This window comes from Microbacterium sp. Be9, from assembly GCF_011754135.1.
GTDB lineage: Bacteria > Actinomycetota > Actinomycetes > Actinomycetales > Microbacteriaceae > Microbacterium > Microbacterium maritypicum_A.
Genome location: NZ_WNWT01000002.1, coordinates 92,579 through 119,576, shown reverse-complemented (window position 1 = coordinate 119,576; position 26,998 = coordinate 92,579). Strand labels below are relative to the sequence as shown.

Annotated in this window: 25 protein-coding genes; 10 read left to right on the top strand and 15 right to left on the bottom strand. The window is 69.0% G+C overall.

Features of this window, described 5'->3' with window-relative positions:
• Nucleotides 1-26 precede the first annotated feature (26 nt).
• Nucleotides 27-1,502, top strand: coding sequence for an NCS2 family permease (locus GLO27_RS01670; RefSeq protein ID WP_021198859.1), 1,476 nt, complete (start codon nucleotides 27-29; stop codon nucleotides 1,500-1,502).
• Nucleotides 1,503-1,681: 179 nt separating this feature from the next.
• Here the strand turns inward: GLO27_RS01670 and GLO27_RS01665 are convergent, their stop codons facing one another.
• Complete coding sequence (locus GLO27_RS01665; protein WP_021198860.1) at nucleotides 1,682-2,083, bottom strand: VOC family protein; 402 nt, start codon at nucleotides 2,081-2,083, stop codon at nucleotides 1,682-1,684.
• 77 nt (nucleotides 2,084-2,160) lie between these two features.
• On the opposite strand from GLO27_RS01665, the gene GLO27_RS01660 reads away from it, so the two are divergent.
• Nucleotides 2,161-2,739 carry a TetR/AcrR family transcriptional regulator gene (locus GLO27_RS01660; RefSeq protein ID WP_029266946.1) on the top strand — a complete coding sequence of 193 codons (579 nt, stop codon included), beginning with the start codon at nucleotides 2,161-2,163 and terminating at the stop codon, nucleotides 2,737-2,739.
• Between the two features lie 74 nt (nucleotides 2,740-2,813).
• Nucleotides 2,814-3,323, top strand: a complete 510-nt coding sequence (locus GLO27_RS01655) for a DUF664 domain-containing protein (protein ID WP_167253307.1) — start codon at nucleotides 2,814-2,816, stop codon at nucleotides 3,321-3,323.
• A 51-nt stretch (nucleotides 3,324-3,374) separates the two neighbouring features.
• Here the strand turns inward: GLO27_RS01655 and sucD are convergent, their stop codons facing one another.
• The 3 genes from sucD to GLO27_RS01640 all read right to left on the bottom strand — a co-directional run bounded on the left by sucD (nucleotide 3,375) and on the right by GLO27_RS01640 (nucleotide 5,931).
• Complete coding sequence (gene sucD, locus GLO27_RS01650; RefSeq protein ID WP_021198863.1) at nucleotides 3,375-4,277, bottom strand: succinate--CoA ligase subunit alpha; 903 nt, start codon at nucleotides 4,275-4,277, stop codon at nucleotides 3,375-3,377.
• A gap of 18 nt (nucleotides 4,278-4,295) precedes the next feature.
• Nucleotides 4,296-5,462 (bottom strand): ADP-forming succinate--CoA ligase subunit beta, encoded by a 1,167-nt coding sequence (gene sucC, locus GLO27_RS01645; protein WP_021198864.1) that lies wholly within the window; start codon nucleotides 5,460-5,462, stop codon nucleotides 4,296-4,298.
• A gap of 115 nt (nucleotides 5,463-5,577) precedes the next feature.
• Nucleotides 5,578-5,931, bottom strand: coding sequence for a DUF2510 domain-containing protein (locus tag GLO27_RS01640; RefSeq protein WP_021198865.1), 354 nt, complete (start codon nucleotides 5,929-5,931; stop codon nucleotides 5,578-5,580).
• Between the two features lie 60 nt (nucleotides 5,932-5,991).
• On the opposite strand from GLO27_RS01640, the gene GLO27_RS01635 reads away from it, so the two are divergent.
• A complete protein-coding gene (locus tag GLO27_RS01635; protein ID WP_029258576.1) occupies nucleotides 5,992-6,651 on the top strand; it encodes a TetR family transcriptional regulator in 660 nt (219 codons plus the stop codon).
• A 69-nt stretch (nucleotides 6,652-6,720) separates the two neighbouring features.
• Nucleotides 6,721-7,956 (top strand): acyl-CoA dehydrogenase family protein, encoded by a 1,236-nt coding sequence (locus tag GLO27_RS01630; RefSeq protein WP_021198867.1) that lies wholly within the window; start codon nucleotides 6,721-6,723, stop codon nucleotides 7,954-7,956.
• A 21-nt stretch (nucleotides 7,957-7,977) separates the two neighbouring features.
• On the opposite strand, the gene GLO27_RS01625 is transcribed toward GLO27_RS01630, so the two are convergent.
• Nucleotides 7,978-9,261, bottom strand: coding sequence for an MFS transporter (locus GLO27_RS01625; RefSeq protein WP_167253305.1), 1,284 nt, complete (start codon nucleotides 9,259-9,261; stop codon nucleotides 7,978-7,980).
• 54 nt (nucleotides 9,262-9,315) lie between these two features.
• Here GLO27_RS01625 and GLO27_RS01620 point away from each other — a divergent pair, with 54 nt between their 5' ends.
• Nucleotides 9,316-10,116, top strand: coding sequence for a helix-turn-helix transcriptional regulator (locus GLO27_RS01620; RefSeq protein ID WP_081860082.1), 801 nt, complete (start codon nucleotides 9,316-9,318; stop codon nucleotides 10,114-10,116).
• Between the two features lie 26 nt (nucleotides 10,117-10,142).
• Here GLO27_RS01620 and GLO27_RS01615 read toward each other — a convergent pair whose 3' ends face one another.
• Together GLO27_RS01615 and GLO27_RS01610 are read right to left on the bottom strand one after the other, a co-directional pair.
• Nucleotides 10,143-10,724 carry a GNAT family N-acetyltransferase gene (locus GLO27_RS01615; protein ID WP_208323471.1) on the bottom strand — a complete coding sequence of 194 codons (582 nt, stop codon included), beginning with the start codon at nucleotides 10,722-10,724 and terminating at the stop codon, nucleotides 10,143-10,145.
• Nucleotides 10,670-11,158 (bottom strand): hypothetical protein, encoded by a 489-nt coding sequence (locus GLO27_RS01610; protein WP_152525861.1) that lies wholly within the window; start codon nucleotides 11,156-11,158, stop codon nucleotides 10,670-10,672. The genes GLO27_RS01615 and GLO27_RS01610 overlap by 55 nt, the downstream gene beginning before the upstream one ends.
• A gap of 72 nt (nucleotides 11,159-11,230) precedes the next feature.
• Here GLO27_RS01610 and GLO27_RS01605 point away from each other — a divergent pair, with 72 nt between their 5' ends.
• Nucleotides 11,231-12,682, top strand: a complete 1,452-nt coding sequence (locus tag GLO27_RS01605; RefSeq protein ID WP_167253303.1) for an NAD(P)/FAD-dependent oxidoreductase — start codon at nucleotides 11,231-11,233, stop codon at nucleotides 12,680-12,682.
• Nucleotides 12,683-12,728: 46 nt separating this feature from the next.
• Nucleotides 12,729-13,772, top strand: a complete 1,044-nt coding sequence (locus GLO27_RS01600) for an ATP-dependent DNA ligase (protein WP_167253301.1) — start codon at nucleotides 12,729-12,731, stop codon at nucleotides 13,770-13,772.
• Between the two features lie 10 nt (nucleotides 13,773-13,782).
• Here the strand turns inward: GLO27_RS01600 and ligD are convergent, their stop codons facing one another.
• From ligD to GLO27_RS01565, 7 genes are all read right to left on the bottom strand, one after another.
• Nucleotides 13,783-14,856: a non-homologous end-joining DNA ligase gene (gene ligD, locus GLO27_RS01595; RefSeq protein ID WP_167253299.1), complete on the bottom strand. Its 1,074-nt coding sequence runs from the start codon at nucleotides 14,854-14,856 to the stop codon at nucleotides 13,783-13,785.
• Between the two features lie 88 nt (nucleotides 14,857-14,944).
• Nucleotides 14,945-16,150 carry an SseB family protein gene (locus GLO27_RS01590; RefSeq protein ID WP_167253297.1) on the bottom strand — a complete coding sequence of 402 codons (1,206 nt, stop codon included), beginning with the start codon at nucleotides 16,148-16,150 and terminating at the stop codon, nucleotides 14,945-14,947.
• Between the two features lie 62 nt (nucleotides 16,151-16,212).
• Nucleotides 16,213-18,687, bottom strand: coding sequence for a UvrD-helicase domain-containing protein (locus GLO27_RS01585; protein WP_167253295.1), 2,475 nt, complete (start codon nucleotides 18,685-18,687; stop codon nucleotides 16,213-16,215).
• Nucleotides 18,688-18,776: 89 nt separating this feature from the next.
• Nucleotides 18,777-19,388 (bottom strand): LysE family translocator, encoded by a 612-nt coding sequence (locus GLO27_RS01580; RefSeq protein WP_167253293.1) that lies wholly within the window; start codon nucleotides 19,386-19,388, stop codon nucleotides 18,777-18,779.
• 164 nt (nucleotides 19,389-19,552) lie between these two features.
• Nucleotides 19,553-22,669: a lamin tail domain-containing protein gene (locus tag GLO27_RS01575; protein ID WP_167253291.1), complete on the bottom strand. Its 3,117-nt coding sequence runs from the start codon at nucleotides 22,667-22,669 to the stop codon at nucleotides 19,553-19,555.
• Between the two features lie 261 nt (nucleotides 22,670-22,930).
• Nucleotides 22,931-23,950: an ABC transporter permease gene (locus GLO27_RS01570; RefSeq protein WP_021198879.1), complete on the bottom strand. Its 1,020-nt coding sequence runs from the start codon at nucleotides 23,948-23,950 to the stop codon at nucleotides 22,931-22,933.
• Nucleotides 23,947-24,906 (bottom strand): ABC transporter ATP-binding protein, encoded by a 960-nt coding sequence (locus GLO27_RS01565; RefSeq protein ID WP_021198880.1) that lies wholly within the window; start codon nucleotides 24,904-24,906, stop codon nucleotides 23,947-23,949. The genes GLO27_RS01570 and GLO27_RS01565 overlap by 4 nt, the downstream gene beginning before the upstream one ends.
• Nucleotides 24,907-24,995: 89 nt before the next feature.
• Between GLO27_RS01565 and GLO27_RS01560 the strand changes: the two genes are divergently transcribed.
• Both GLO27_RS01560 and GLO27_RS01555 read left to right on the top strand, forming a co-directional pair.
• Nucleotides 24,996-25,394 carry a YccF domain-containing protein gene (locus GLO27_RS01560; protein ID WP_021198881.1) on the top strand — a complete coding sequence of 133 codons (399 nt, stop codon included), beginning with the start codon at nucleotides 24,996-24,998 and terminating at the stop codon, nucleotides 25,392-25,394.
• A 54-nt stretch (nucleotides 25,395-25,448) separates the two neighbouring features.
• A complete protein-coding gene (locus GLO27_RS01555) occupies nucleotides 25,449-25,910 on the top strand; it encodes a hemerythrin domain-containing protein (RefSeq protein WP_167253289.1) in 462 nt (153 codons plus the stop codon).
• A 23-nt stretch (nucleotides 25,911-25,933) separates the two neighbouring features.
• Here GLO27_RS01555 and GLO27_RS01550 read toward each other — a convergent pair whose 3' ends face one another.
• Nucleotides 25,934-26,920: a glycerophosphodiester phosphodiesterase family protein gene (locus GLO27_RS01550; RefSeq protein ID WP_167253287.1), complete on the bottom strand. Its 987-nt coding sequence runs from the start codon at nucleotides 26,918-26,920 to the stop codon at nucleotides 25,934-25,936.
• Between the last annotated feature and the right edge of the window lie 78 nt (nucleotides 26,921-26,998).

Genomic DNA, 26,998 nt, shown 5'->3' with positions numbered 1-26,998 from the left:
GATAGCGTTTCTCCGGAGGTTTCCCGATGACAACTGCCCCGCCCGCCCCGGCATCCACCGAACCCAAGAACTCCCTGGACCGCTTCTTCGAGATCAGCAAGCGCGGATCCACGATCGGCACCGAGATCCGAGGGGGTCTGGTGACATTCGTCACGATGGCCTACATCGTGATCCTGAACCCGATCATCCTCTCCGGCAAGCCCGATGTCGCCGGAGACATGCTCAGCTTCAACGCCGTGGGCGCCGCCACCGCGCTGACCGCCGGTGTGATGACGATCCTGTTCGGACTGGTCACGCGCCTCCCGTTCGGTTTCGCCGCCGGCCTCGGCATCAACGCCTTCGTCGCGTTCTCGGTCGTCGGCCAGGTGACCTGGCCCGAGGCCATGGCGCTGGTGATGATCAACGGTGTCGTCATCGTGCTGCTCGCCGCCACCGGGCTGCGGAAGGCGATCTTCGACGCGGTGCCGTTCCAGCTGAAGATCGCGATCACGGTCGGTATCGGCCTCTTCATCGCGTTCATCGGCTTCGTCAACTCCGGCTTCGTCACGGCGACCGGCGCCTCGTCTCCTCCGGTCGGCCTCGGCGTGAACGGATCGGTCGCGACCGTTCCGACCCTGCTGTTCGTCATCACCCTCCTCCTCACCGGCATCCTCGTCGCCCTCAAGATCAAGGGCGGCATGCTGATCGGACTCATCGGCGGGACCGTGCTCGCGGTCATCGTCGAGGCGATCTGGCACATCGGGGCCCGCGGCTTCGACGACGAGGGCAACGTGGTCAACCCGGGCGGCTGGGGGCTCACGGTTCCCGCGCTCGACGGCTCCCCCGTGGGTGTGCCCGACCTCAGCCTGATCGGCGCCGTCGACTTCAGCTTCGATCTGAGCAAGGTCAGCCTCGTCGCGATCGTGATGATCGTCTTCACGCTGCTCTTCACGAACTTCTTCGACGCCATGGGCACCATGACGGGCCTCGCGAAGGAGGCGAACCTCGCCGACGACAACGGCGACTTCCCCCGCATCAAGTCGGCGCTGGTCGTCGAGGGTGTCGGCGCGATCGCCGGTGGCGCGACCTCCTCGTCTTCGAGCACGGTCTTCATCGAGTCGGGCGCCGGTATCGGCGAGGGTGCGCGCACCGGACTCGCGAACGTGGTCACCGGCGTCGTGTTCCTGATCGCGATGTTCCTGACCCCGCTGACGTCGATCGTCCCGACCGAGATCGCCGCTGCCGCGCTGATCATCGTCGGTGCGATGATGATGGCGCAGATCCGCTACATCGACTTCAGCGATTTCCGCGTGCTGCTGCCGGTGTTCCTCACCGTCTCGGTCATGCCGCTGACCTACTCGATCGCGAACGGCATCGGCGCGGGCTTCGTCAGCTGGGTGCTCATCCACGCGTTCTCCGGGAAGGCCAAGTCCATCAGCCCGCTGCTGTGGGTCGTGGGCGCCGGCTTCCTGATCTTCTTCGCCCGAGGTCCGATCGAAGCGCTCTTCGGCGTCGGGATCTGACGCCGATCGGAGGTCACGGTAGAGGGGCGGGTGCTGCGGGATCCGCCCCTCTTCCGTACCTCCCGCCGCCGCGGCCGTCACATGCATGTGCATCGGCCGGATGCAGGAACACACGCCCCGAGCGGCCATGCATCCGCTGAGAGGTCATGCATCTGACGAAGACGGCCACCTCGCGCGGCTCAGGCGTAGGCAGCGGCGAACTCCGGCGACGGCTCGATCGGCTCGATCACGTCGATCAGCACACCACCGGGCGCCTCGACGATGAAGTGGCGCTGACCGAAGGCCTCGTCGCGGAGCGGCAGCCGTTCCGACAGACCCCGCTCCCCCACCAGGCGCGCATGCTCGGCAGCGGCATCCGGCACCTCGACGTTGAGCAGCAGCCCGCGCACGGGCTCACGAAATCCCTTGGGGATGGTCTCGTGCGAACGGTCGAGGATCGCGAGCTCACCGCCATCGAAGCGCAGGCTCACGTACCAGTCGGCCTCGAACACCACCTCGAAGTCGAACTCCTCTCGATAGAACCGCGCGCTCGCTGCGACGTCTTCGACCATCAGCACCGGGTAGAAGCTCGTGATCCGCATTCGTCTCTCCTTTACATACAGCGTGTTTGTATTCTGCGTGACTAGGATACATACAACCTGTACGTAAGGAAAGAGTCATGCCCCGAGCATCCGCGGCCGACGCCGCCGAGACCGCGCGACGAATTCTCGAGACCGCCACGACCCATTTCGCGGCGCACGGGTACGCCACCGCATCCGTGGACGAGATCGCCCGCCTTGCCGGAGTCACACGAGGTGCGGTCTACCACCACTACACGTCGAAGCCGCTGCTCTTCCGCGACGTCGCGGCCGCCCAGCAGCAGTCCGTGGCCGACGCGATCCGCGACGCCACGGAAGACAGTGCTCCGGATGCCGCTCTCCGCGACGGCAGTCACGCGTTCCTCGACGCGATCACCCGGGGAGCGGCGTCACGCGTGCTGCTCGTCGACGGTCCCGCCGTGCTCGGCGGGGAGCAGTGGCGCCGACTCGACGCGGAGGGACCGGAGCAGGAGCTGCGCACGGGCGTACGCGAAGCCGGCGTCTCCCCCGCGCTCGTGGATCCGCTCACCGCCGCACTCTCCGGAGCGATGAACGAGCTCGCGCTGTGGCTCGCCGCGCACCCCGATGACGCCGACGCGCGGTCGGAAGCGCACGTGGCACTCGAGCGCATCCTGGATGCCGTGGTCCCGCCCAGCTGAGTGCGATGCGGCGCGCCGACGGCGCAGCGCGCCGACCGGCGTCGAGGGTGGAGTCCCGACCCTGAGGAGATCCCGTGCATCACCGACACCGCGACGACCACCCGTTCGACCTGAGACGGGACGTCGACCGGAGCCTCCTCGAGTACCGGGAGCTCATTCTGGCCAGCCTCGAAGGCCTCACCGAAGAGGAGGCGCGGTCCGCGCCGATCCCCGGCGCTCCGAGCCTGCTGGGAGTCGTGCGTCACACGGCGTACGTGGAGGGCGTCTGGTTCGACGAGAGGATCACCGGGCGCCCCCGGGCCGAGATCGGCCTGCCGGTGGCCACCGCCAACTCCTGGAAAGTGCGGCGCACCGACGATATCGCCTCCGTCACGGCAGAGTGTCGACGCATCAGCGCCCTCGCTGACAGCAATCTGACCGATCGCGGGCTCGACGACGAAGTCGGCGAGAACCGGCGCAGCCTGCTCGCGATCTACGTCCACGTGTTGAGTGAGCTGGGCTGGAACACCGGACAGCTCGACATCCTGAGGGCAGCGATACTCGCTGCCCGCCGCCGAGCCGCCGGACCGACCGAACGGGCATGAAAGAAGGCCCCGGAGTGGAGTCCGGGGCCTTCAGATCAAGCGTAGCTCAGATCAGAGCGCTTCGATGATCGCGCGCATCAGGTCTGCCGTCTCGGACGGCGTCTTGCCGACCTTGACGCCGGCGGCCTCGAGGGCCTCCTTCTTCGCCTGAGCGGTGCCGGCCGAACCGGAGACGATCGCACCGGCGTGACCCATGGTCTTGCCCTCGGGAGCCGTGAAACCCGCGACGTAGCCGACGACCGGCTTCGTGACGTTCGCCTTGATGTAGTCGGCGGCACGCTCCTCGGCGTCGCCACCGATCTCACCGATCATCACGATCGCCTTGGTCTCGGGGTCGGCCTCGAACGCCGCGAGCGCGTCGATGTGCGTGGTGCCGATGACCGGGTCGCCGCCGATGCCGATGGCGGTGGAGAAGCCCAGGTCGCGCAGCTCGAACATCATCTGGTAGGTCAGGGTGCCCGACTTCGACACGAGGCCGATCGGTCCCTTGCCCGTGATGTTCGCGGGCGTGATGCCCACGAGCGCCTCGCCCGGCGTGATGATGCCGGGGCAGTTCGGGCCGATGATGCGGGTCTTGTTGCCCTTGCTCTGCGCGTAGGCCCAGGCCTCGGCCGAGTCGCCGACGGGCACGCCCTCGGTGATGACCACGAGCAGGGGGATCTCGGCGTCGATGGCCTCGATCATCGCGTCCTTGGTGAACGCACCGGGCACGAAAGCGATCGACACGTCGGCGCCGGTCTCCTTCATGGCCTCAGCGACCGAGGCGAAGACGGGCAGCTCGACGGCGTTGCCGTCCTTGTCGGTGTGCGAGACCGTGGTGCCGGCCTTGCGGGCGTTGACGCCACCGACGACCTGGGTGCCGGCCTTGAGCATCAGTGCGGTGTGCTTGGTGCCCTCACCGCCGGTGATGCCCTGGACGATGACCTTGGAGTCCTTGTTGAGGTAGATCGACATTCTTCTCGTCCTTCAGTCTCAGGCGTTGGCGAGCTCGGCGGCCTTGTCGGCGCCCTCGTCCATGGTGGCGGCCAGGGTCACAAGCGGGTGTGCGTACTCGGCGAGGATCGCGCGACCCTCGTCGACGCGGTTGCCGTCCAGGCGCACGACGAGCGGCTTGGAGGCCGTGGCGCCCAGCGTCTCGAGAGCACCCTTGATGCCGTTGGCGACGGCATCGCACGCCGTGATGCCGCCGAAGACGTTGACGAACACGCTCTTGACCTGCGGGTCGCCGAGGATGACGTCGAGGCCGGCGGCCATGACCTCGGCCGAGGCGCCGCCGCCGATGTCGAGGAAGTTGGCAGGCTTCACGCCGTTGTGGTTCTCGCCCGCGTAGGCGACCACGTCGAGCGTCGACATGACCAGACCCGCGCCGTTGCCGATGATCCCGACCTCGCCGTCGAGCTTCACGTAGTTGAGGCCCGACTCCTTGGCCTTGGCCTCGAGCGGGTCGGCTGCGTCCTTGTCCTCGAGCGCTTCGTGCTCGGGGTGACGGATCTCGGAGGCGTTGTCGTCGAGCGTGACCTTGCCGTCGAGCGCGATGATGTCGCCCTCTTCGGTGCGCACCAGCGGGTTGACCTCGACCAGCGTCGCGTCCTCGCCCTTGTACACGTCGTAGAGCTTCACGAAGACATCGGAGACCTTCTCGATGAGGTCTTCGGGGAAGTTCGCCGCGCGAGCGATCTCGACGGCCTTCTCCTTGTCGATGCCCGTGAGCGGGTTGACCTCGACGCGTGCGAGCGCCTCGGGGCGTTCGACGGCGAGCTCTTCGATCTCCATGCCGCCCTCGACCGAGCAGAGGCTCAGGTAGGAGCGGTTGGCGCGGTCGAGCAGCACGGAGAAGTAGAACTCCTCGGCGATGCGCGCACCCTGCGCGACCATGACGCGCTTGACGATGTGGCCCTTGATGTCGAGGCCGAGGATGGCCTTCGCTGCTTCGTACGCCTCGTCGGGCGTCTTGGCGACCTTGACGCCGCCCGCCTTTCCACGGCCGCCGGTCTTCACCTGAGCCTTGACGACGACCACTCCGCCGATCTTCTCGGCAGCCGCCCTCACCTCTTCAGGGGTGTCCGCGACGATGCCGGCGAGGACCGGCACTCCGTACTTTTCGAAAACGTCTCGTGCCTGGTACTCGTACAGATCCACTGTGGTTCCTTCACTGGGCTGCTGTCTGGTAATTCTCTCGATGTCGAGACATCGACCAGTCCCCCAGCCTACTACCCCGAACTGAGCGCTCCTGCGGCCCCGGCGCCTCGACCGCTCAGCGTCGAGTCGGCACCCCGGCTCCACGCGCGGGGAGGGCGACCCGTCGAAGCTGTCGGGTGATCAGGAACGGCATGACCACCAGGGCCGTGCCCGTGGCGACGATCACGGGGCGCACCACGACCACCGGCAACGAGCCCCACAGGGCGATGAGGATCGCGCCGATCATGACGGCACCGAGCACAAGTTCGCACACGAGGAGCTGGCGGCGCACCGATGCGCTGTCCTCGGCCATGGTCGTCTCGCGCCCGCGCACCGAGATGTGCGAGGTCCATCGCGTGCCGTCCCACCAGCGCCGCGTCCCGCGCCGCCGCGTGTCGAACCAGCCGGCCGGAATCCCGTCATCTCTCACGCTCCTCAGTATGACGGCGACGCCTCGGCGTCTCCGCCCGGCGAGGTCTAGGCTTTCGCCATGCACGAATCCGCAGAACTGCGCACCGGCGTCGTCGCCGCAGCGCTCGAACTCTTCAGCGCCCAGGGGTTCGACCAGACGTCGGTGGAGCAGATCGCCAAGGCCGCCGGCGTCTCCCGCTCGACCTTCTTCCGCCAGTTCGGCGGCAAGGAGGACGTGGTCTTCGCGGATCACGAGGTGCTTCTGGAACAGCTCAGGGAGTTCCTCGACGAGGGGCACGATGACCCGTGGGGCGCGGTGTGCGCGGCTTCGGAGTCGGTCTTCGCCCACTTCGCGCACGACCCGGAACTCGCCAGGCGCCGCTATCAGATCGTGCGACAGGTCCCTGTGCTGCGCGAGCGCGAGATCATCACGGTCTTCCGCTACGAGCGACTGTTCGACGACTACCTGCGCGGGGCGCTCCCCGGCGTGGATCCCCTGGACGCGGTCGGCTTCGCCGCCTTGGTGACGGCCGTGCACAACCATGTGCTGCGCCAGCTGCTGCGTGGCCGCAAGAAGGTGCCGCTGGCGACACTGCAGACGGCGCTGGCCGACGTCCGCCGTCGCTACGGGGTCGCGGGCGAGGCGGCCACCGCCCCGGATGACATGGTGGTCGCGGTGTTCCCCCGCTCCATGCCGATCGCCGAGGTCAGCCGCAGGCTGCAGTCACAGCTCGACTAGCTCGACGTGCCGTCGGGTCGTGGAACCGAGTATCGAGGAGTACGATACTTGGTGCCACGAAGGAGTCCCATGAGCACTGCAGCCTCCCCCTTCCCCGGCGAGCGCGTCTCGTCATACGACATCACCGGACGTCAGGACAGCGACTACTACGCCGTCTTCACCGACATCCCCGCCGCCGATCGGGAGGCGTGGGACCGCGCGAAGGCCTACGTCGACGAGGTCGCCCCGCAGATGGCCGACGCCTGGGACCGCGCGGAGTATCCGCTCGATGCCGCGCGTCGGATGGGCGAGATGGACCTCGTCGTCGACGGGGTGCAGCACCCGTCGCTCACGAGCCTGTCGCCACTGGCCGCAGGACTGGTGAACATGGAGATCTCCCGCGGCGACGGCTCCCTGGGCACGATCCTCGCGGTGCAGGGCGGACTCGCACTGCGCACCCTGGCCCTGTTCGGCTCCCCCGCGCAGCAGGAGAAGTGGCTGACGGGCCTCGCCGACGGCTCGGTGCTGGGATCGTTCGCCCTGACCGAGCCCGATCACGGTTCCGACTCCGTCTCGCTGGAGACCGTGGCCCGCCGCGACGGCGACGGCTGGAGCCTCCGCGGAACGAAGAAGTGGATCGGCAACGGCGCCTCCGGCGGCATCACCTTCGTCTGGGCGCGCATCGACGACGAGGGCGCCGAAGAGCATGGCGCCGTGCGCTGCTTCCTCGTGGAGCAGGAGACCCCGGGCTACACAGGCAGCGTCATCCGCGGAAAGGCCTCGCTGCGCGCGATCCACCAGGCACACATCGTGCTGGACGACGTACGGGTGCCCCTCGATGCGGTGCTGCCGGGGACCAAGAGCTTCAAGGACGCCTCGATCGTGCTGTACGCGACCCGTTCCGGTGTCGCCTGGTCGGCGCTCGGACACGCGACCGCCTGCTACGAGGCCGCCCTCGCCTACGCCACCCAGCGGGTGCAGTTCGGAAAGCCCCTCGCCAGATTCCAGATGGTCCAGGAGCGTCTGACCCACATGCTCGAAGACCTCACCGCCATGCAGCTGTACTGCCGGCGGATGGCAGACCTCGAGACCGCCGGTGAACTGCGCCCGACCCAGGCCTCGCTGGCGAAGTTCCACAACACGCGTGCCGCGCGCCGCATCGCCTCGACCGCCCGCGATCTGCTCGGCGGCAACGGCATCCTGCTCGAGAACGGCGTGATGCAGCACATGGCCGACATCGAGGCCATCCACACCTACGAGGGAACCGAGAGCGTTCAGGCCCTGCTGCTCGGGCGCGACATCACCGGGATGAGCGCGTTCGCCTGAGGGCGGATCCCCGGAGTCGACTCACCGGCGTCGGGCGCTCACGTGGCGCTCTCGACTCGCCGCCGACCCCGCGACCGCCTGCACCGCGAGGAGCAGCACGAGCGCCAGGACCGGGACGACCCACCCACCGACCGCGGCGTGCAGGATGCCGAGGCCGAGCGGACCGAAGCCGGCCAGCAGGTAGCCGACTCCCTGCGCCATCGTCGACAGGTGCGCCGTGTGCCTCGCATCCGGCGCGCGGAGCACGATGTACGTCAGCGACAGCGAGATGGCGGCCCCCTGCCCGAGACCGAGCAGCGTCATCCAGAGCCAGGGCGCGGCTCCACCGGGCGCGACGAGGAGGCCGATCAGCCCCGCCGCGCAGAGCAGCGCGGAGAGCACGACGGGGAGCCACGTCGGCCGCATGCGGCGCATCATCGTCGGCACGAGGAGCGCCGCCGCGATCCCGGGAAAACTGGAGTACGACAGCAGCACCCCGGCATCCGACACCGAGACCCCGCCGTCCTGCAGCATCGTCGGAATCCATGTCAGGGCCGCGTAGTAGCTCAGGCTCTGCAACCCCATGAACGCGGTGACCGCCCACGCGACCGGGTCCCGCAACAGCGCCGACATCCGCGGCTCGTCGATGGGCTCCGTGATCGCATCGACGGGAACGCCCGCCACCGCCGGGGAGGTGACGACCCGACGCATCGCCCGGGGCAGCCAGACCACCAGGGCGAGTGCGGCAGGAATCGCCCAGACCCCCAGCGCGCCACGCCACGAGCCGTCCAAGGCGATCATGAACGGCACCGTGAATGCGGCCGCCGCGGCGGCACCCAGGAACAGCGATGTGGAGTACAGCCCCATCATCAGACCGAGACGGTGCGCGAAGTCCTGCTTGATCACGGCGGGCATGCAGACGTTCGCGACCGCGATGCCCGCCCCCACCAACACCGTGCCGCCGAAGAGAGCCACGGGTGAGGGAAGCAGGCGGATGCCGATGCCGAGTGCCACCACGACCATCGTCAGCGCGAGCAGCCGATGCAGTCCGATCCAGCGTGTCAGCGCGGGCGTCAAGAACGCGAAGGCGCCGAAGGCGAACACGGGGATCGTCGTCAGGAGCCCTGCCGCGGCTGCAGGGATCCCCAGGTCCTGCTCGATCGCGGGGAGGACGGGTCCGACAGAAGCGACGCCCATGCGCAGGTTCAGCGCGATCAGCAGCAGGCCGGTGCCCACGTAGATCCCGGTGAGGATGCCGCCGCGCCGGGTGGACGGCGTGGTCAACGGGGTCGGCGCGGTGTCGAACGGTTCCTGCATCGTGGTCATGCATCGAGTCCAGCATTCACCCGGTATGTCAGGAAACACGTACACTGCATTTTGATGTCGAATACCCGCCAATCCTCGCGAATGGTCGACCTGAATCTGGTCGACTTCGATTCCCTGGCGGCCCTGCCCATGGAGGGCGCCTACCGGTTCGCGCACGCCGAGACCTCCCCCCGCCACGCCCACCCGCTCGGACACCTGGTGCATGCCGCTTCCGGAGTGCTGTCGCTGCTCACCGACGAGGGTGCCTGGATCGCGCCGTCGACCCGCATGGCCTGGGTGCCCGCCGGCGCCGAGCATCGTCATCGCGCGCACGGGCGCACGGACATGCGCATCGTCCATCTGACCGACGAGCTCGCCGCATTGCTCCCGGCCTCCCCTGCGGTGCTCGTCGCGACGCCACTCGCGCGCGAAGCCGTGCTGTCGATGACGTCCGACCGCACTCGCAGCGACGAAGCCCTGGACCACCTGCGTCGCGTGATCGTCGACGAAGTCGTGACCGCGCCCGAGCAGCCGCTCCATCTCCCGGAGCCCCACGATCCGCGCCTGCGCCGTGCCGCACGCATCGTCGAGGATGACCTCGCCCTGCCCGTGCCGCTCGGAGAACTCGGCGCACGCACCGGCACCGCCGAGCGGACGCTGAGCCGCCTGTTCCAGCAGGAGACCGGCATGGGGTACCGGCAGTGGCGCCTGCAACTGCGCGTGCATCGGGCACTCGTCCTGCTCGCCGACGGCGCCACGGTGACCGACACGGCCTCCGCATGCGGGTGGGCCACGACCAGTCAGTTCATCGAGCAGTTCACACCGCTCGTCGGGATGACCCCCGGCCGATACCGGCTGTCACAACCGACCGCGTGAGGGGAAGGACCACGACTGCGGTCGGCTCAGACCACGCGCGCCATGCACACGAGGCGTTCGCGATCGTCCCACGAGGGCACCCGCTCGAATCCCCGCGATTCATACAGACGCACAGGACCACCACGCCAGTCCCACACCGACAGCCGCACCTGCGACGCACCGAGATCGACCGCATCGGCCACCGCCGCGTCCAACAGCGCCGAACCCACCCCGCGGCCGCGCACGTCGGGCTGCGCCCACAATCGCTTGATCTCCGCCACACCATCGTGCACGGACAGCACCACGACCCCGACGATGCGTTCGTCGAGCTGCGCGACCCGCACTCGATGCGCGGCATACGCCTCGGCCGGGTCATCGACCTCGCGGAGATAGCGGTCGGGCAGCGGCACGGCGGAATCGCGCTCGGATCCGTGTTCCTGCCGACTCTTCTCCCGCTCGGTCTGCAGCAGATACGCACGCACAGCCGCACCGACCTCGAGTGCGTCGGGTCCGGTCAAGTCGGCGAGCCGGATCGACGGTCGGTCGAGCCCGGATCCCGCCTCGGCGCTCACGGTCAGTCGCAGCCGCAGCCGCCGGACGGCGTCTTCACCATGAAGCACACGTCGCACACGCCGTAGTCGCGATCCTCGACCGGCTTCGGAGCCTTCTCGGCCCGCGGGGCGGAGACGCGAGGAGTCGTCGTGCGCTTGGCCGCGCGCGGCGGGGTGAGCGGGATGAACTCGCTGGGGTGGCTCACGTAGAAGTACGGCGCCCGGCCTTCGCTCGGCTGCAGACGCAGCGGAGCGGAACCGACGACGAGGCGCTCGTCCTCGGTGAAGCCGTTCGTGTAGGTGCGCCCGATGTGCAGAGGGGCGCCCTCACCTCGACGGATCGCTTCGATGTAGCGACCGCGGTCGATGAACGAGCTGATCCCGATCGCTTCGACGATGGCGGTGATGAACGCGTGGTTGGCCGGATCGATGCGGTGCGCGCGCAACGCCTCCGGGAGCGAACGGTATGGACGGGAGGTGCCTGCGGGGGTCGGCCCCTGTACTTCTTTCATCAGTTCCAGGATCGCACGCCCAGAGGGGTACAGCCGACCGTTTTCCGCTCGTATACGTGCCAAACTGACGTCATGGCCCAGGCGACGATCATCGGCTCCGGCCCGAACGGGCTCGCTGCCGCAGTGACGCTCGCGCGCGCCGGCTATCGGGTGCGAGTTCTGGAGGGCGCCGACACCATCGGCGGCGGGGTGCGCACACGCGAATCCACGCTTCCGGGGTTCCGGCACGACCTCTGCTCCGCCGTGCATCCGGCCGCCCTCTCCTCCCCGTTCTTCCAGGCGTTCGGCCTCGACCGGCGGATCGAGTGGATCCGTCCCGACGCCTCGTACGCGCATCCGCTCGATGACGGGCGCGCAGCGATCGCCTGGCGCGACATCGAGCGCACGGCGGCGGACCTCGGAGTCGACGGATCCGCCTGGACCTCACGTCTGCGTCCGCTCAGCAGCCACATCGACGGCGTGGTCGACTTCACCGGCAACCAGCTGCTCCGCATCCCCCGCGATCCGTTGACCGCCGCGCGTTTCGCGATCCGGATGCTGGACCAGGGCACTCCCCTGGCAGCTCGCGCCTTCCGCACGGAGGAGGCGGCGGCGCTCATCTCCGGGGTGGTCGCGCACGCCAACTCGCCGCAGCCCTCCCTCGCGGGTGCGGCGGCCGGGCTGCTGCTGGCCGCGCTCGGACACGCAGGCGGCTGGCCGTACCCGCGCGGAGGCGCGCAGCGCATCGCCGACGCGATGGTCGCCGACATCGAGCAGCACGGCGGAACGATCGAGGCGGGCACCCCCGTCTCCGATCTCGGTGCCCTGGACTGGGGCGACCCGCATCAGGGCGACCTGCTGCTGCTCAACACCTCGCCGCGACTCGCCCTCACGCATCCCGACGTGCCCGCCGGCTACGCACGGGCCCTCCGCTCGTACCGGTACGGGCCCGGAGCAGCGAAGGTCGACTTCGCGCTCGACGGCCCGATCCCGTGGACGAACGCCGACGTGGCAGCGGCCCCGACCGTGCATCTGGGCGGCACCCGCGCCGAGGTATGGGCGAGTGAGAACGCCGTCGCCGCCGGACGCGTGGTTGAGCGCCCGTATGTGCTCGCCGTGCAGCCATCGGTATTGGACTACTCACGCGCCCCCGCGGGGAAGGCCGTGCTCTGGGCGTACATCCACGTGCCCCCGGGTTCGGACCTCGACCCGACCGAGCTGATCACCGCCCAGGTCGAGCGCTTCGCTCCGGGCTTCCGCGACCTCGTCCTCGCGCACCACGCCGTCCCGGCGTCGTCGCGCGAGGCGATCAACCCCACGGAGATCGGTGGTGACATCTCCGGTGGCGTCTTCGACATGCGCCAGGCACTCCGGCGCCCGGTTCTCTCCCCCTCGCCGTGGCGCACGCCGATGCGTGGCGTGTACCTGGCGTCCGCCTCGACACCCCCCGGCCCCTCCGTGAACGGGATGGCCGGTTGGCATGCCGCCTGCACGGCGCTGCGGGATGCCGGAGAACCCGCCACCGTGACCGACCTCTTCGGCTGATCGTCCTCCCCTTCCGCCGCGGATCATCGGCGGCCAGGATGGGAGGATGCGCTACGACATCCCCGCGCCGATGCTCGCCAAGGCGGCGCCGGCCGTGCCCGACCCCGCGAAGACGCCGGGCGGATTGCTGTACGAGCCGAAGTGGGACGGCTTCCGTGGACTCATCGCCTGGGACGGGGAGACGGTGGAGATCGGGTCACGAGGCGCCAAGCCCCTGACCCGCTACTTCCCCGAACTGGTCGACGTGATCCCCCAGCTGCTTCCGGAACCGTGCCTGCTCGACGGCGAGATCGTCGTCGCCACCGGACCGGACGGCTCGCAGCGCCTGGACTGGGAGGCCCTCAGCCAGCGCATCCACCCCGCCGCCTCACGCGTCGCGAAGCTCGCCGTCGAGACCCCAGCCATGTTCATCGCGTTCGATCTGCTCGCCGTCGGGGTCGACGACCTGCTCACGCAGTCGTTCGAGACGAGGCGCGCACGCCTCGAGACCCTCATGGAGGGCGTCGGATATCCGCTGCACATCACCCGCACGACCCGCGATCGCGAGGCCGCGGTGCGCTGGCTCGCCGAGTTCGAAGGGGCAGGGCTCGACGGTGTCGTCGCGAAGCCGCTCGACCAGCCTTACGCGCCGGGAAAGCGCACTCTGTTCAAGATCAAGCACGCCCGCACCGCCGACGTCGTCGCGCTCGGCTATCGCATCCACAAGTCCGGATCGGGAGTGGGTTCCCTGCTGGTCGGGCTGTACGGCGACGACGGGGAGCTCCACCAGGTCGGCGGCGTGGCCGCGTGGAGCGATGCCCGTCGGCAGGAGCTCGTCGAAGAGCTCTCCCCGCTGGTCGAGCGCGACGAGTCGGGCGACGCCGTGACCGCCGAGGGCGAGCGGTCGCGATTCAGCGGATCGAAGGATGTGTCGTTCGTGCGGCTGCGCCCGGAGCGGGTGCTCGAGGTGCGATACGACCAACTCGAAGGCGCGCGGTTCCGCCACACCGTGCAGTTCGAACGCTGGCGCCCCGATCGCGACGCCTGCTCATGCACCTATGAGCAGCTGGACACCGTCGAGGGCTACGACCTCGCCGATGTCCTGAGCTGAGCGGGAGCCCTCACTCCTTCTCGGCCGGGGTGCCGTCCTCGTCCCAATTCGCTGCGACCTTCTTGCTCGGCTGCACGCGCGGCGGCTCACCCGGCATCTTCGGGAACTCCGGCGGGAAAGGCAGTTCGCCGAGACCGTTCTGCGTGTCACGCTCCCACCACTCCAGCAGCGTGTCGATGCGGCCAGGGTTGTGCGGCATCGACGCCCACGGGTCGTTGACCTCGCCCAGACGCTTCGGGATGCTGCGCACCGTGAACACCTTCGGATCGAGACCGTCGAGCTCGTCCCAGGCCACCGGCGTCGACACGGTCGCTCCGGGAAGCGCGCGAGGACTGTAGGCACCGGCCATCGTGCGGTCGCGGTTGGCCTGGTTGAAGTCGACGAAGATGCGCGCGCCCCGCTCCTCCTTCCACCAGTTCGTCGTGACCTGCTCCGGCATCCGTCGCTCCAGCTCACGCCCGGCGGCGATCACGGCGTGCCGCACCTCCAGGAACTCGTGGGTCGGCTCGATCGGCGCGAACACGTGCAATCCTCTGTTGCCGCTGGTCTTGGCGAACGCCTCCAGACCCGCCTCACGCAGCACCTCGCGCAGGGTGTGCGCGGCCGTGACCGCGTCTGCGAAGTCGGTACCGGGCTGCGGATCGAGGTCGATGCGCAGCTCGACGGGGTTGTCCGCGTCAGTGGCGAGCGACGCCCAGGGGTGGAAGACGATCGTGTTCATCTGCACGGCCCACACGATCGCGCTCGCACGGTTCAACACGATCTGCGGATGCTGGCGCCCGCTGTTGTATGTCACCGTCACCGCGTCGACGAAGTCCGGGGTACCTTTGGGCGGGTTCTTCGAGAAGAAGCCCTCGGCCCGCGCCCCGCCTGCGGGTCCGATGCCGTCACGGAACCGCTCGAGCGAGACCGGGCGGTTGCCGTTCGCCGCCAGGAACGGCACCGCGACGAGCTGCACATACTCGGCCAGCTCCGCCTTGGTGATGCCGAGGTCGGGCCAGACCACACGGTTCGGGCTGGACAGCGCGACCTCGCGTTCTCCATCGGAGTCGGCGACGGTCAGGGTCACGCGTTCTGAGGCCATGCTCCGACCCTAGAGCGCCGCCCGGACAGACGGAACCCCGCCGACGCGGACAGTGCGCGGAGTCCGGATCGTCCGTGTCCGGGTCGGTTCAGTCGCCGAGGTCGACCGCGAGCACGAGGACCGGCGTGAGCGCAGCCCGCTCGACGACGATCGACGGACCGGCCGAGTCCACGATCACTCCGGCGATGTCGGCGTGGCTCGTGAGGACCTTCGCCAGCTGCTCCGGCGCGAACGGGAGCGGACGGTCGCCGCGTCCGAGCGCGATGACCTCGAGCGGGTGCGAGAACAGCTGCAGGAACCGACGTCCGTCGGTCGTCTGCGCTTCGGCGATACCGACGGGGCCACCGCCGGAGCCGTCGTTGACCGCGACCCACATCCGCGTGGTCGCAAGGGCTTCGCCGACCTTGACGACGGAATCCTGTTCCCGGGGAGCGGCGAGGATGCTCTTCACCGTCATGTCGACATCGGCCTGCTCGAGCGTCTTCTGCAGCAGCTCCGTCGGGAACACCACCCGATGCGGGGCCGACGCGTTGTCGACGATGAGGCCGGCGAAATCTCCGGACACGACCTGCTGCAGCACCGAGGTGACCGGCTGGGCGACCGCCGAGGTCGACGACGGGTCCGCTTCGAGCTGCACGGAATCACGTACCGCGCCGGCCGAGCTGAACGCCAGCATGTACTGGTTGTCTTCACTGTCGCGGACGACGGCGACGGAGAGCGCCTTCCCTTCGCTGATCTGGGCACGCGCATCGCCGTTCACGCGGATGTAGAGGTGTCCCTGAAGCGCCTGACGCATGACGCCGAGGAGCTGGTCGTTGGTCGCGCCCGCCTCGATCTCGCTGAGGGCCTCACGCAGGAGGACATTGTCCTTCATGCCGGCGACGGTCTCGGTCTGCTCCGGCGGCAGCACGGAGGCCAGAGGCAGGCGCCGCTCCTGGGGCGTCTCGGGCTGAACGGGCGGAGAGGGAGAAGCCTGCGGCGCGGCGGGCGCCGCAGAGGCGGACGAGGCGTCGGAGTTCGAAGTGCCGTCGGACGTCGGAAGGGAGACCTCGGGGCCCGCCTCGGCACCGACGCCCCGGAACGCCTGCACCGAGATCCCGATCGAGGGCGCTTCGACGGGCTGCTCGGCGGTCGGGCTCTCTGATGTCGTGTGCTCTCCGGCGACCGCGCCCGCACCGTTCGGCGTGGTGTCGTTCGGTGTGGTGTCGTTCGGCGCGCTATCGCTCGCGACAGCCTCGGCGGTGGGGGCGACGACATCGTCACCGGACTTCTTGCGGCGGGAGAAGAGGGCCATATGAGCCAGCCTAACCGGCAATCCGGTCGGTGTTTCGCCGAGGCGGAAACACCTGCGGTGGGCTAGATCTTCTCGATCGGCGCGACCTTGATGAGGAGCTTCTTCTGCCCCGCCGAGTCGAATCGCACGTGAGCGATGCGCTTGGCCCCCTCGCCCGTCACCGCATCCACCCGCCCTTCGCCGAAGTCGACGTGACGGATGCGGTCGCCGGCGGCGAGCTCGAGATCACCGTTGTCGCGCATCTTGGCCGTGACCCGGTTGGGGAACTTGTCCATCGCCGTCGACAGCGGCTTCAGGGAGTCTCGACCCGGCAGCGACTTCACCGCGAAACGATCGCCCGAGCCCGAGCCGCCGAAGCCCCCCTGGCGACGCGCGTTCAGTGCGCGCGACTGCATCCCCCCGCGCGAGTTCACGTCGCCCGGAGACTGTCGCCAGTCGATCAGGCCCGCCGGGATCTCCTGCAGGAAGCGGCTGGGCATCGCCACCGTGACCTCGCCGAACTGCGCCCTCGTCATCGCGAGAGAGAGGTGCAGACGCTTGCGCGCACGCGTGATGCCCACGTAGAAGAGACGGCGTTCCTCCTGCGGTCCCCCGGGCTCGCCGGCCGAGATGCGGTGCGGGATGAGATCTTCCTCGACGCCCGTGACGAACACGGCGTCATACTCCAGGCCCTTCGCCGTGTGCATGGTCATGAGCGAGACCGAGCCCGACTCGTCGTCGAGGTCATCGGCATCCGAGACCAGAGCGACCTCGGTGAGGAAATCGACGATCGTGCCCTCCGGGTTGTTGCGCGCGAAATCACGAGCCACCGCGACGAATTCGTCGAGGTTCTCCACGCGCGCCTCGTCCTGAGGGTCGCGGCTCGCACGCAGGGCGTCGAGGTATCCGCTCTTGCCCAGCAACAGGCTCAGGCCGTCGGCCACCGCGGTGGGGGGAGGCAGCTCGCCGCTCGCGGGGGTCAGGATGGCGGCGGCTTCGGCGAGCACCGCGTCGAGCTGCCCGATCGCCGTCTGGATCTTCGGCCCGACCCCGAGCTGACCCGGCATCGACAGTGCATCGCGGAAGCTGATCCCGTGCTCCTCGGCGAACCGTGCGATGGCCGTCTCCGTGACGTCGCCGATGCCGCGCCTGGGCTTGTTCAGGATGCGGCGCACCGACATCTCGTCGGCCGGGTTCGCGACGGCGACGAGGTAGGCGAGCGCGTCCTTGATCTCGGCGCGATCGTAGAACTTGGTGCCGCCCATGATCTTGTACGGCACCGCCGAGCGGATGAAGATCTCCTCCAGCGCACGGGACTGCGAGTTGGTGCGGTAGAACACCGCCATCTCGGAGTAGGGCATGCCGGCGCGGTGCAGGGCCTCGACCTCGTCAGCCACGAACTGCGCCTCGTCGTGCTGCGAGTAGCCGGTGAAACCGATGATGGGATCGCCGTCGCCCTTGTCGCTCCAGAGCTTCTTGTCCTTGCGATCGAAGTTGTTGCCGATCACCGCGTTCGCCGCCGACAGGATGTTCTGCGTCGAGCGGTAGTTCTGCTCGAGCAGCACGACGCGGGCGCCGGGGAAGTCACGCTCGAACTCGCTGATGTTGCGGATGTCCGCGCCGCGGAACGCGTAGATCGATTGATCGGAGTCGCCGACCACGGTGAGCGAGGCACCGGGTTCGCCGGCGTCTGCCGTGGGGGCGGGATCGGGCTCGAAGATCATCATGCCGTTGGAGGCATACGGATCCGGCGCGGCACCGGCAGCACCGGACACGGGGCGCGTGAGCTCGTGGATCAGCGAGTACTGCGCGTGGTTCGTGTCCTGGTACTCGTCGACCAGGATGTGACGGAAACGACGACGGTAGGTGTCGGCGACGTGCGGGAACGCTCGGAACAGATACACGGTCTGCCCGATGAGGTCATCGAAGTCGAAGGCGTTGGCCTTCTGCAGCTGCCGTTGGTAGTCGGCGAAGACCTCGACGAAGACGCGCTCGGCTGGGTCGCTCATGTTGGCCTGACGCGCATACGACTCGGCGTCGGACAGCTCGTTCTTCAGCTTCGAGATGCGCGACTGCACGGACGCGGGTGTGAGCCCGTAGGCATCGGCCTCGTGCTCTTTGACCAGGCGCTTGAGGAGAGCCCGCGAATCGCCCGAATCGTAGATGGTGAACGACTTCGTGTACCCGAACTGCTCGGCCTCGCGACGCAGGATGCGCACGCACGCGGAGTGGAACGTGGAGATCCACATGCCACGGGCGGCATCGCCGATCAGCCCTTCGACACGCTCGCGCATCTCGCCCGCGGCCTTGTTGGTGAAGGTGATCGCGAGGATCTGGCTCGGCCATGCCTCTCGGGCCCGCAACAGCGAGGCGATGCGGCGGGTGAGCACGCTCGTCTTGCCCGATCCGGCGCCCGCGACGATGAGCAGCGCCGGGCCGCGGTAGGTGACGGCCTCGAGCTGCTGAGGGTTGAGGCCGGCGAGGAGATCGTCCTGCCCCGGGGCTCCCGACGAGCGAGGACCGGCGGTGGAGGGGACGATGAGAGGAGCTTCGGTCATGGCCCTATGAGTCTAGGCGTCGGCACCGACACCGCGGCACGGCCTCGCGCCGTCCGGAGGCCTGCTCACGACGCGGCGTCCCGAGCAGGCTACCGGGTCTCCAGCGCGAGACGTCCGGCCAGGAGCACGTACGTCGCGGCGAAGGAGCGGCGCAGCCACGTCATGACCCTCGGTCGCCCCAGCACCTGGGCGCGCATGGTGGCCGCGAAGACGCCGTACAGCGCGAAGACCACGAACGTGAGCGCCATGAACACCAGGCTGAGCCCGACCATCTGCCAGGTGCCGTTCGGCGTCTGGGCCGGGACGAACTGGGGCAGGAAGGCGAAGAAGAAGATCGTGAGCTTGGGATTGAGCACGTTGATGAGGACAGCGGTGCGGATCACACGCCAGGACGACAGCGGGGCGACGCTCTCGTCGGCCTGGATCAACGACTTGTCCCTCATGGTCTGCCAGGCGAGGAACAGCAGATAGGCGATGCCGAACCACTTGATGGTCTCGAACGCGATCGCGGAGGCGTTCAGGATCGCTGCGAGCCCCGTGATCGCGGCGATCATGTGCGGGATGACACCGAGGGTGCAGCCGAACGCGGCGATGACTCCGGCTCGGCGCCCTCGCGAGATGCCCGCCGCTATCGAGTAGACGGCACCGGTCCCCGGCGTCGCGACGATCACCAGGGTGGTCAGCAGGAATGCGATGCTCATCGACGGCCCTCCGCGCGCGGTCCTTCCGCGCCTCCCCCATGTCTAGCGGTGCCGGGGCCCGCGCGCATCCTCCATTGCAGATGATCCACGCGGAGCGGCGGGCACGTGACCGTCCGGCCATGGGAGGGCGCACACGAGCGCACGCGCGCGCCCCCTCCCATGGCTCATGCCGTGCGCTTGCGCCGCACGGCCACCGCACCGGCGGTGAGCAGCATCAGCGCCAGTGCGACGGCGGCGACGGGGAGTTCCGCACCGGTCGTCGCCAGCCCACCGACCCCTGCCCCGGCCTCTCCCCCGGCCCCGGCCCCGTTACCCGCCGCGACGCGGAGGTCCGCCCAACCGAGGAGCGCGCCGCTCGCGTCGAACACCGCGATCCTGTGCGCGCCGAGCGGAGCGTCCGCCGGGACGGTCACCGAGATGGTGCCCGCGTCCGTGAGCGTCCCCGACGCGATCCGCGTCGGGTCGGAGTACATCCACACCGACACGTCCGTTCCCGTGCCGCCGGCCCCGACCGTGATCGTGACCTTCTGCCCGCGGGTCGCGACCGACGGGTCCACCGTCAGACCGTGGCGATTGTCGTCGACGAGGCCGGTGCCCGGGAGCGGCGGGGTCTCGCCGCCGGGGGTGCCGTCGTCGACTCCCGGCAGCGTTCCCGTGCGCAGCGCCTCGGAGGCGAACCCGTCGGCGAACCACCACACCGGGCGCTGTCCGTCGACCGACAGCGAGGCCGGCGCGGTCGCGAAGCCCTCGTTGTTGATGTCGGGCATCCCGGCAGGGCGGGCGTAGTGCACGAGGCTCGGCTGCCCGGTGCCGTTCAGCGTGATCTCGGCGGAGCGGCCCTGGCAGCCGTCGTCGCACACGGCCCACAGGGTGTTGCGCACGGTGTCGTAGTCGAGCGCCATGACTCCGGTGAGACCGGGAGCGATCTCCGACACGAGCGTCGCGGAGCCGTCGGCCCCGAGGGCGAATGCGTAGACGTGACCGTTGTCCTCGACCGCGACGAAGAACAGCCCGTCACCGTGACCGGCGTAGTCCCTCGGGTCGTACGCCGCACCCGTCCTGTCATCGAAGAGCTTTCCGGCGAGCGCGGCATCCGGCACCCACTGCACGGCCTCCATGCCGAGGTTCGCCCCGACGGCAGGAAGCAACGCGGTCAGATCCCATTCCTGCTGGGCGACGAGATCGCCGTCCGAGGCCTCGGGGTCGACCTTCAGCACCACGTTCTGGTTCACGCCCTTGGCGCTGTTGTCGCGTTCGGACGCCACGTAGACGAAGCCGTCTCCGTCGACCGTGATGCCTTCGGTGTCGGGGCCCGCGGCTCCCGGATTCGCGGCGTCCTTCTGGAAGCGCACGCGCTTGCCCGCATCCCACCCTTCCGCCTTCTCGACCGAGCCGTCGGCGTGCGCATCGAGCTTCCAGATGCGGCCTTCACCGTTGTCGACAGCCCAGAGGAAGGCGCCGTCGGCGGTCTCCTGCACGTCGAGGCCCGAACTGTCCTCGAGGAACGTGGGGATGCCGTCCACCACGCGCACCTCGGCAGAGCCGGGCCACGGCGACACGGCGACCTCGCCGGGGCACACGTTCGCGGTGCCCTTCGTGGGCGCTGCGGTGACAGCGAACGCGCCGGTCGTGTCGGGGCAACGCCCCCAGGTGGTGGCGGCGTGGCCCGCGCCCCAGGTGGTCTCGTCCACGAGCAGGTCGCCGTCGAACACCCGCACCGCATCGCCGTCACCGAGACCGAAGCCGAACTGCGCCCGCTCGATCACGAGGTACTCCCCCGCGCCGAGGAGGGTTCCGGCCGGGATCGCGTACGCGTGGGTGTCGTCGTCGTCCTTCACCACGATGCCCGACACATCGAGCGCCGTGCTCGTCGGGTTCACGAGCTCCACCCAGTCGTCGGGCGAGCCGCCGTCGGATTCGACCTCGTTGATGCGCACGGGGTTGCCGCAGGCGTTGCGCAGCCCCTTGGTCGAGACCGCGATGTCGACGAAGTCGCCGGTGCCGTCGGCGCAGCGGGCGAGGACCCCTGCGGCATGCGCGGCGTACACGTGCTCATCGACCGTGTTGCCGTTCGCGTCGCGGATCGACACGGTATCGCCGTTACCGAGCCCGAAGACGAAGTTCGCCGGCTGATCGAAGACGAAGTAGCCTCCGGGCTGCAGGATCGTGCCTGCGGGCAGCGGGGTCGCCTCACCGGCATGACCGGCGGGATCGCTGTCCATCACGGTCCAGCCGGAGAGATCCACCGCCGTGCTGCCCGTGTTCACGACCTCGATCCAGTCGGTGGTGTCGCCGTTCGACTCGATCTCGTTGATCACGACGTCGGGCATGACGCACGAGTTCGTGGCGCCCGGGGTCGGGTGCGCGAGCACGAAGGAGCCGACGCCGTCGGGGCAGCGCGCCAGGGTGGCCGCGGCGAAGTCGCCGTCGATCGCCGCATGCCCCTGCCACGGGAGCGTGTCGTCGATCATCGCGCCCGAGGTGTCGTAGAGGCGGATGCGGTCGGCGCTGCCGATGCCGATCGGCTCGCGGAATGCAGCCTCGACGCCTCCGGAGACTCCGACCGTACCCTCTTCGACCACGAGGAACTGTCCCGCGCCGATCTGCGTTCCCGGGAGGAACTGCCAGCGGTGATCGTCCGAGTTGTCCCGGATCTCGTAGCCCGAGATGTCGAGCGCAGCGGTGCCGGGGTTGTAGAACTCCACCCAGTCGGCCGGCTGCGAGTCGACCTCGTTGATCACGATCGAACCGGCGACAGGAGCAACCGTGCAATCGTTCGCAGCGCCGGGCGTCACCTGCGTCGCCGGCGCCCAGGCACCCGTGCCGTCAGGGCAGCGCGCCCACACCGACAGCGGCGCGGTGTTCGCATACGCATAGGAGTCGACCTCGGTGCCGTCCGGGTCGAAGAGCACGACCTCGTCGCCCTTGCCGAGCCCGAACGCGAAGTCGACGTCCTTCACCAGCACCAGGAACTCCCCCGGGGCGAGCGACGTGCCATCCGGGGCCGCGCCGAAGGTGTCGCGCTTCTCGTCCGCGATCTTCCACCCCGCGAGATCGACCACCTCGGTCCCGGCGTTGTAGATCTCGACCTGGTCGGCGAGGCCGGTCGCCGCGTCGTCGTAGACGATCTCGTTCAGGACGAGACTCGGAGCGGTCGACGTCGCCACGGACGGGCGGATGCCGGGGTCGGCGCCGATCGCGGCGAGGGGAGTGGCGAGCAGGGCGGCGGCGCTCAAGGCGCACACCGCCGTGACCGCCGCTGCACGGTGCAGGCGGGGCATGGAGACTCCTGGGTGGCTGGGCCGGCAGACCCCATGGTGCAGGGCCGGACCGGAGGGGGGACTCAGTCGGGTACCCGCCCAGACCACCGACCCCACGTGGCCGCAGAGGATCCGCCGAGTGCACGGCAGATGAACGGAAGGTGGCCATCCGCTGCCCACGTCTTCGCCGTTCCCGGTTCCCGTCCCGGTCGCACTTGCCGCCGCATCAGAGCGTCCGGAACGGCGGGTGGTGCGACCGGAACGTGCCCGAGGGGAAGAGCCTCAGGCGATGCGCGTGCCCGGGGGCAGCCGGCGAGCCGGCGTCCGCGTGCGCGCCCATGCCCCCGCGAACAGCGAACCCGCGATGACGATCTGCACCCCCAGGCCGACGAACCAGCTCGGCACCGTCGAGTCGATCACCTCTTGGGGTGTGCGGTACCCGCCACCGGGGTCGCACTCGTCCCAGCGCTGTTCCAAGGGCGAGAGCTGCGCGCTGCGCAATCCGTACTTGATCTGACCGAACATGTCGACGGGATAACCCCCCGTCGCGTACTCGGTCGGGGTCGCGTCGGCGAGCACGACGAACGGGTTCGCGGCGAGCGTCCACCACACCAGATCGAACCGAGGCACATCCTGGGTGCTGTTCACCTCCCAGCGATCACAGTCCGGCGTGCCGTTCGCGTCGTACGGGCGCGAGTACACGGTCGCTTCGCTGCGCACCGCCATGCCGCCGAGTCCGAACACGATGAGCGTTCCGAACACGAGCGCGGCGACGACCAGGTAGGTCGTCGCGACCGAGAACAGCGGACGCGCGATGAGTCCACTCAACCCCACTCCGATCGCGGCCACGATGATGATCTCGGCCGCGAGCACGAGCAGGGAGATGAGCAGCACGGCCGGGTTCGCTCCCCCACCCAGCAACGACAGGGCCAGGAACGGCACCGCGACCACCAGGAAGGCACCGCCGGTCGCCACGGCCGCGACGAGCTTGCCGAGCATGATGTCGCCGGTCGACGCGGCGGTCACCTGCACGGCCGCGAGCGTCGCGGCATCGCGATCCCCGTTGATCGCGTTGCCGCTGAGCGTCGGCGACACCAGCACGACCAGCAGCAGCACGATGTTGACGACGATCGAGTAGACGCCGGCACCGACCGCATCGCCCCAGGAGTACACGGCGAACGAGAGCCCCGTGACCCCGAGCAGCACCAGGGCGAAGACCCCGAGCAGCACATACCAGCCCACGCTGCGCAAGCGTTGGGTCAGTTCGAGTCGGGCGATGATGCCGATGTTCGCGAGGCTCATGCGCCCGCCTCCGTTCCTGTGGATGCCTGGGGTGGTGTCGCATGATGCAGGTTCAGGAACGTGTGCTCCAACTGGTTCTGCGCCGGAGCGAACTCCACGACCGGGAGCCCCGCCTCGATCAGATGCCGAAGGGCCTGTGCCGCGGCATCCTCTCCCTCGAATCCGACGAGCACCGCTCCGCGATCCTGCGAGAGGGATTCGGGGGCGATACCGAGATTCGAGGCCACCTGCCAGGCATCGGCCTTCATCCGATCCTCGGTCGCACCGGCGAGACGCACCCGCCACGCGCGCAGCATGCTCCGCGCCGGTGCGGCATCGACGACGGCACCGGCGACGAGGAAGACCGCGTCGTCGACGACCTCTTCGAGCTCCGAGAGGATGTGGCTCGAGATCAGCACGGTGCGCCCCTCCGCCGCGAAACGGCGCAGCAGCACCCGCAGCTGCACCCGCGCCTCCGGATCGAGACCGGAAGCCGGTTCGTCGAGGAGCAGCACCTGCGGGTCGTTCACCAACGCGCGTGCCAGGCCCAGCTTCTGCTTCTGCCCTCGCGACAGCACCTTGGCCGGGGAGTCGGCGAGTTCGGTCAGCCCGACGAGGGCGAGCAGCTGCTCCGCACGGACCGCGGCCTGCGGCTTCTCGATGCCGTACAGGCGGGCGGTCGTGACGATGGTCTCCCGTGCGGTGAGCGACGGCCACGCACCGAGAGCGTCCGGCATCCATCCGAGCAGGCGTCGTGCGGCGAGCGGATCGACGGAGGGGTCGACGCCTCCGATGCTGATCGTCCCGGTGTCGGGAGCGAGGAGGGAGGCGAGCATCAGCAGCAGAGTGGTCTTGCCTGCTCCGTTCGGCCCCACGAGGCCGGTGACCCGGCCGGGCTCGGCCCGGAGAGTGGCGCCCCTCACCGCCTGCACCGTCCCGAACGCTCTGCTGACGTCTTGCACCACGATTCCGGTCATGCGGTCAGTCTGGCATCCGGAGTCCGTCGCCTCCGGGACCTCGGGGCGGATGCTCAGGCCCGGCCGCAGAGGGGTGACACAATCAGCTCATGCGCACGATCCTCAACATCATCTGGGTCATCCTCGCCGGCTGGGCCCTGTTCCTCGGGTACGTCCTCGCCGGCATCCTGCTGTGCATCCCGATCATCACGATCCCCTGGGCGATCGCCTCGTTCCGCATCGCCGCCTACGCGATCTGGCCGTTCGGCCGCGAGGTCATCAGCAAGCCCACCGCGGGTGTCGGGTCGTTCCTCGGCAACGTGCTGTGGGTGATCCTGGCCGGCTGGTGGCTCGCGATCGGACACATCGTGTCCGGAATCCTGCTCTGCATCACGATCATCGGCATCCCGATGGGCATCGCCGACTTCAAGATGGTCCCGATCTCGCTCATGCCGCTGGGCAAGGAGATCGTCTCCACCCGCCGCGGCGCCTTCGACCGCACCCTCTGAGCGGGAATCCGCCGACACGGGCCCGCTCTGCACCGGCCCCTCTACACTGGCCCGATGGATGCCGCCCGTCTGATCGCGTGGGATCAGGAGCTCCGATCGGCGCATTCGCGTCTGCGCGCCGCGCTCGCCGCCACGCGCGACGCCCTCGACCACGGCACGGACGTCCCCGATGCCGCATCGGAACTCGTGCTCTACTGCGTCGGATTCTGCGCCGCCCTCGACGGCCACCACGGCGCCGAGGATCGGCAGCTCTTCCCTGCTCTGCGCGCGGAGCATCCGGAGCTCGGCGGGATCATCGACAAGCTGATGCAGGATCACTCGATGCTCGCCCACCTGCTCGACTCGCTGCGCGGTGCAGCCGAGCGCGGCGACGATGCGACCGCGATCGGCGGTCACCTCGACGGGATCGCCGCGATCATGGAATCCCACTTCCGTTTCGAGGAACGCGAGATCCTCGAGCCCCTGCGCGCCCTGATGCTCGAGAGCGACGTGCAGAGCGTGCTCGGACCGCTCTGACGCCGCGGACCTGCGCGACCGCATCAGCTGCGGAAGAAGGCGACGCCCAGATCCGGATGATCGACGAACACGCCGTCCACGCCCTGACGTGCGATGACGCCCCACTCCGCCTCGTAGTCGCCGTAGGCGCCGCGCCCGCCCGGACCACGGAATTCCGCCGCGAGGAAGGCGTTCTCCGGCCGACACGTCCACGTGAAGACCTGCAGCCCTCGTGCATGCGCATCCGCGACGATCGTGTTGCCCCGGTCGAGCAGCATCTTCTTGCTCACGCTGATGCCGTCGACCTGTCCGACAAGGGCGTCGAGTCCCTTCGGGGCGACGGTCTCCTCGTAGGTGAGAGCATGTTTGCCCTCGGCCACCAGGAGGTCGTACGGACGCCCCGATGCCTCGATCAGGTAGATGTACGACGCGGAGATCCCGCGTTCACGCAGCTGCCCGAGCACGGTCGACTCGAAGCACTCGATCACCAGCGGCAGCTCCCCCTCGGCCCATCCGGCGTCGCGCAGCTCGCGGTCGATGAGGGGGGCCAGGTCGAGGCCGATGCTCGCGAAGTACGTGGCGTGCTTGACCTCGAGCACCACGCCGATCTCGCGTCCATGCTCCGCCGATCCGTCGCGCACGATGTCGAGCACATCGCGCAGGCGCAGGATCTGCTGGGCGCCGTCGAAGCTCGCGCTCGATGCCCGCACCTCGGGCAGCCGCTCGCGGATGCGCAGGGTCGACAACTCGTCCCACGTGAAGTCCTCGCTGAACCATCCCGTCAGCGCCTGCCCGTCGACGCGCTTCGTCGTCTTGCGGTCGGCGAACTCCGAATGTTCCGCGACGTCGGTCGTGCCCGAGATCTCGTTCTCGTGCCGCACGATGAGCACGCCGTCCTTGGTCGCCACGACGTCGGGTTCGACCGCATCCACCCCCATGGCGAGAGCGAGCTCATAGGAGGAGCGGCTGTGCTCCGGGCGATAGCCGGGCGCACCGCGGTGCCCGATGACGAGGGGTGATTTCCTGGGCACGCTCTCAGCGTAGAACACCCCGGCGATGCGCCCTCCCGAGTATCGTGGAGGAAAGAGACCTACTACCCCCCTTTTGGA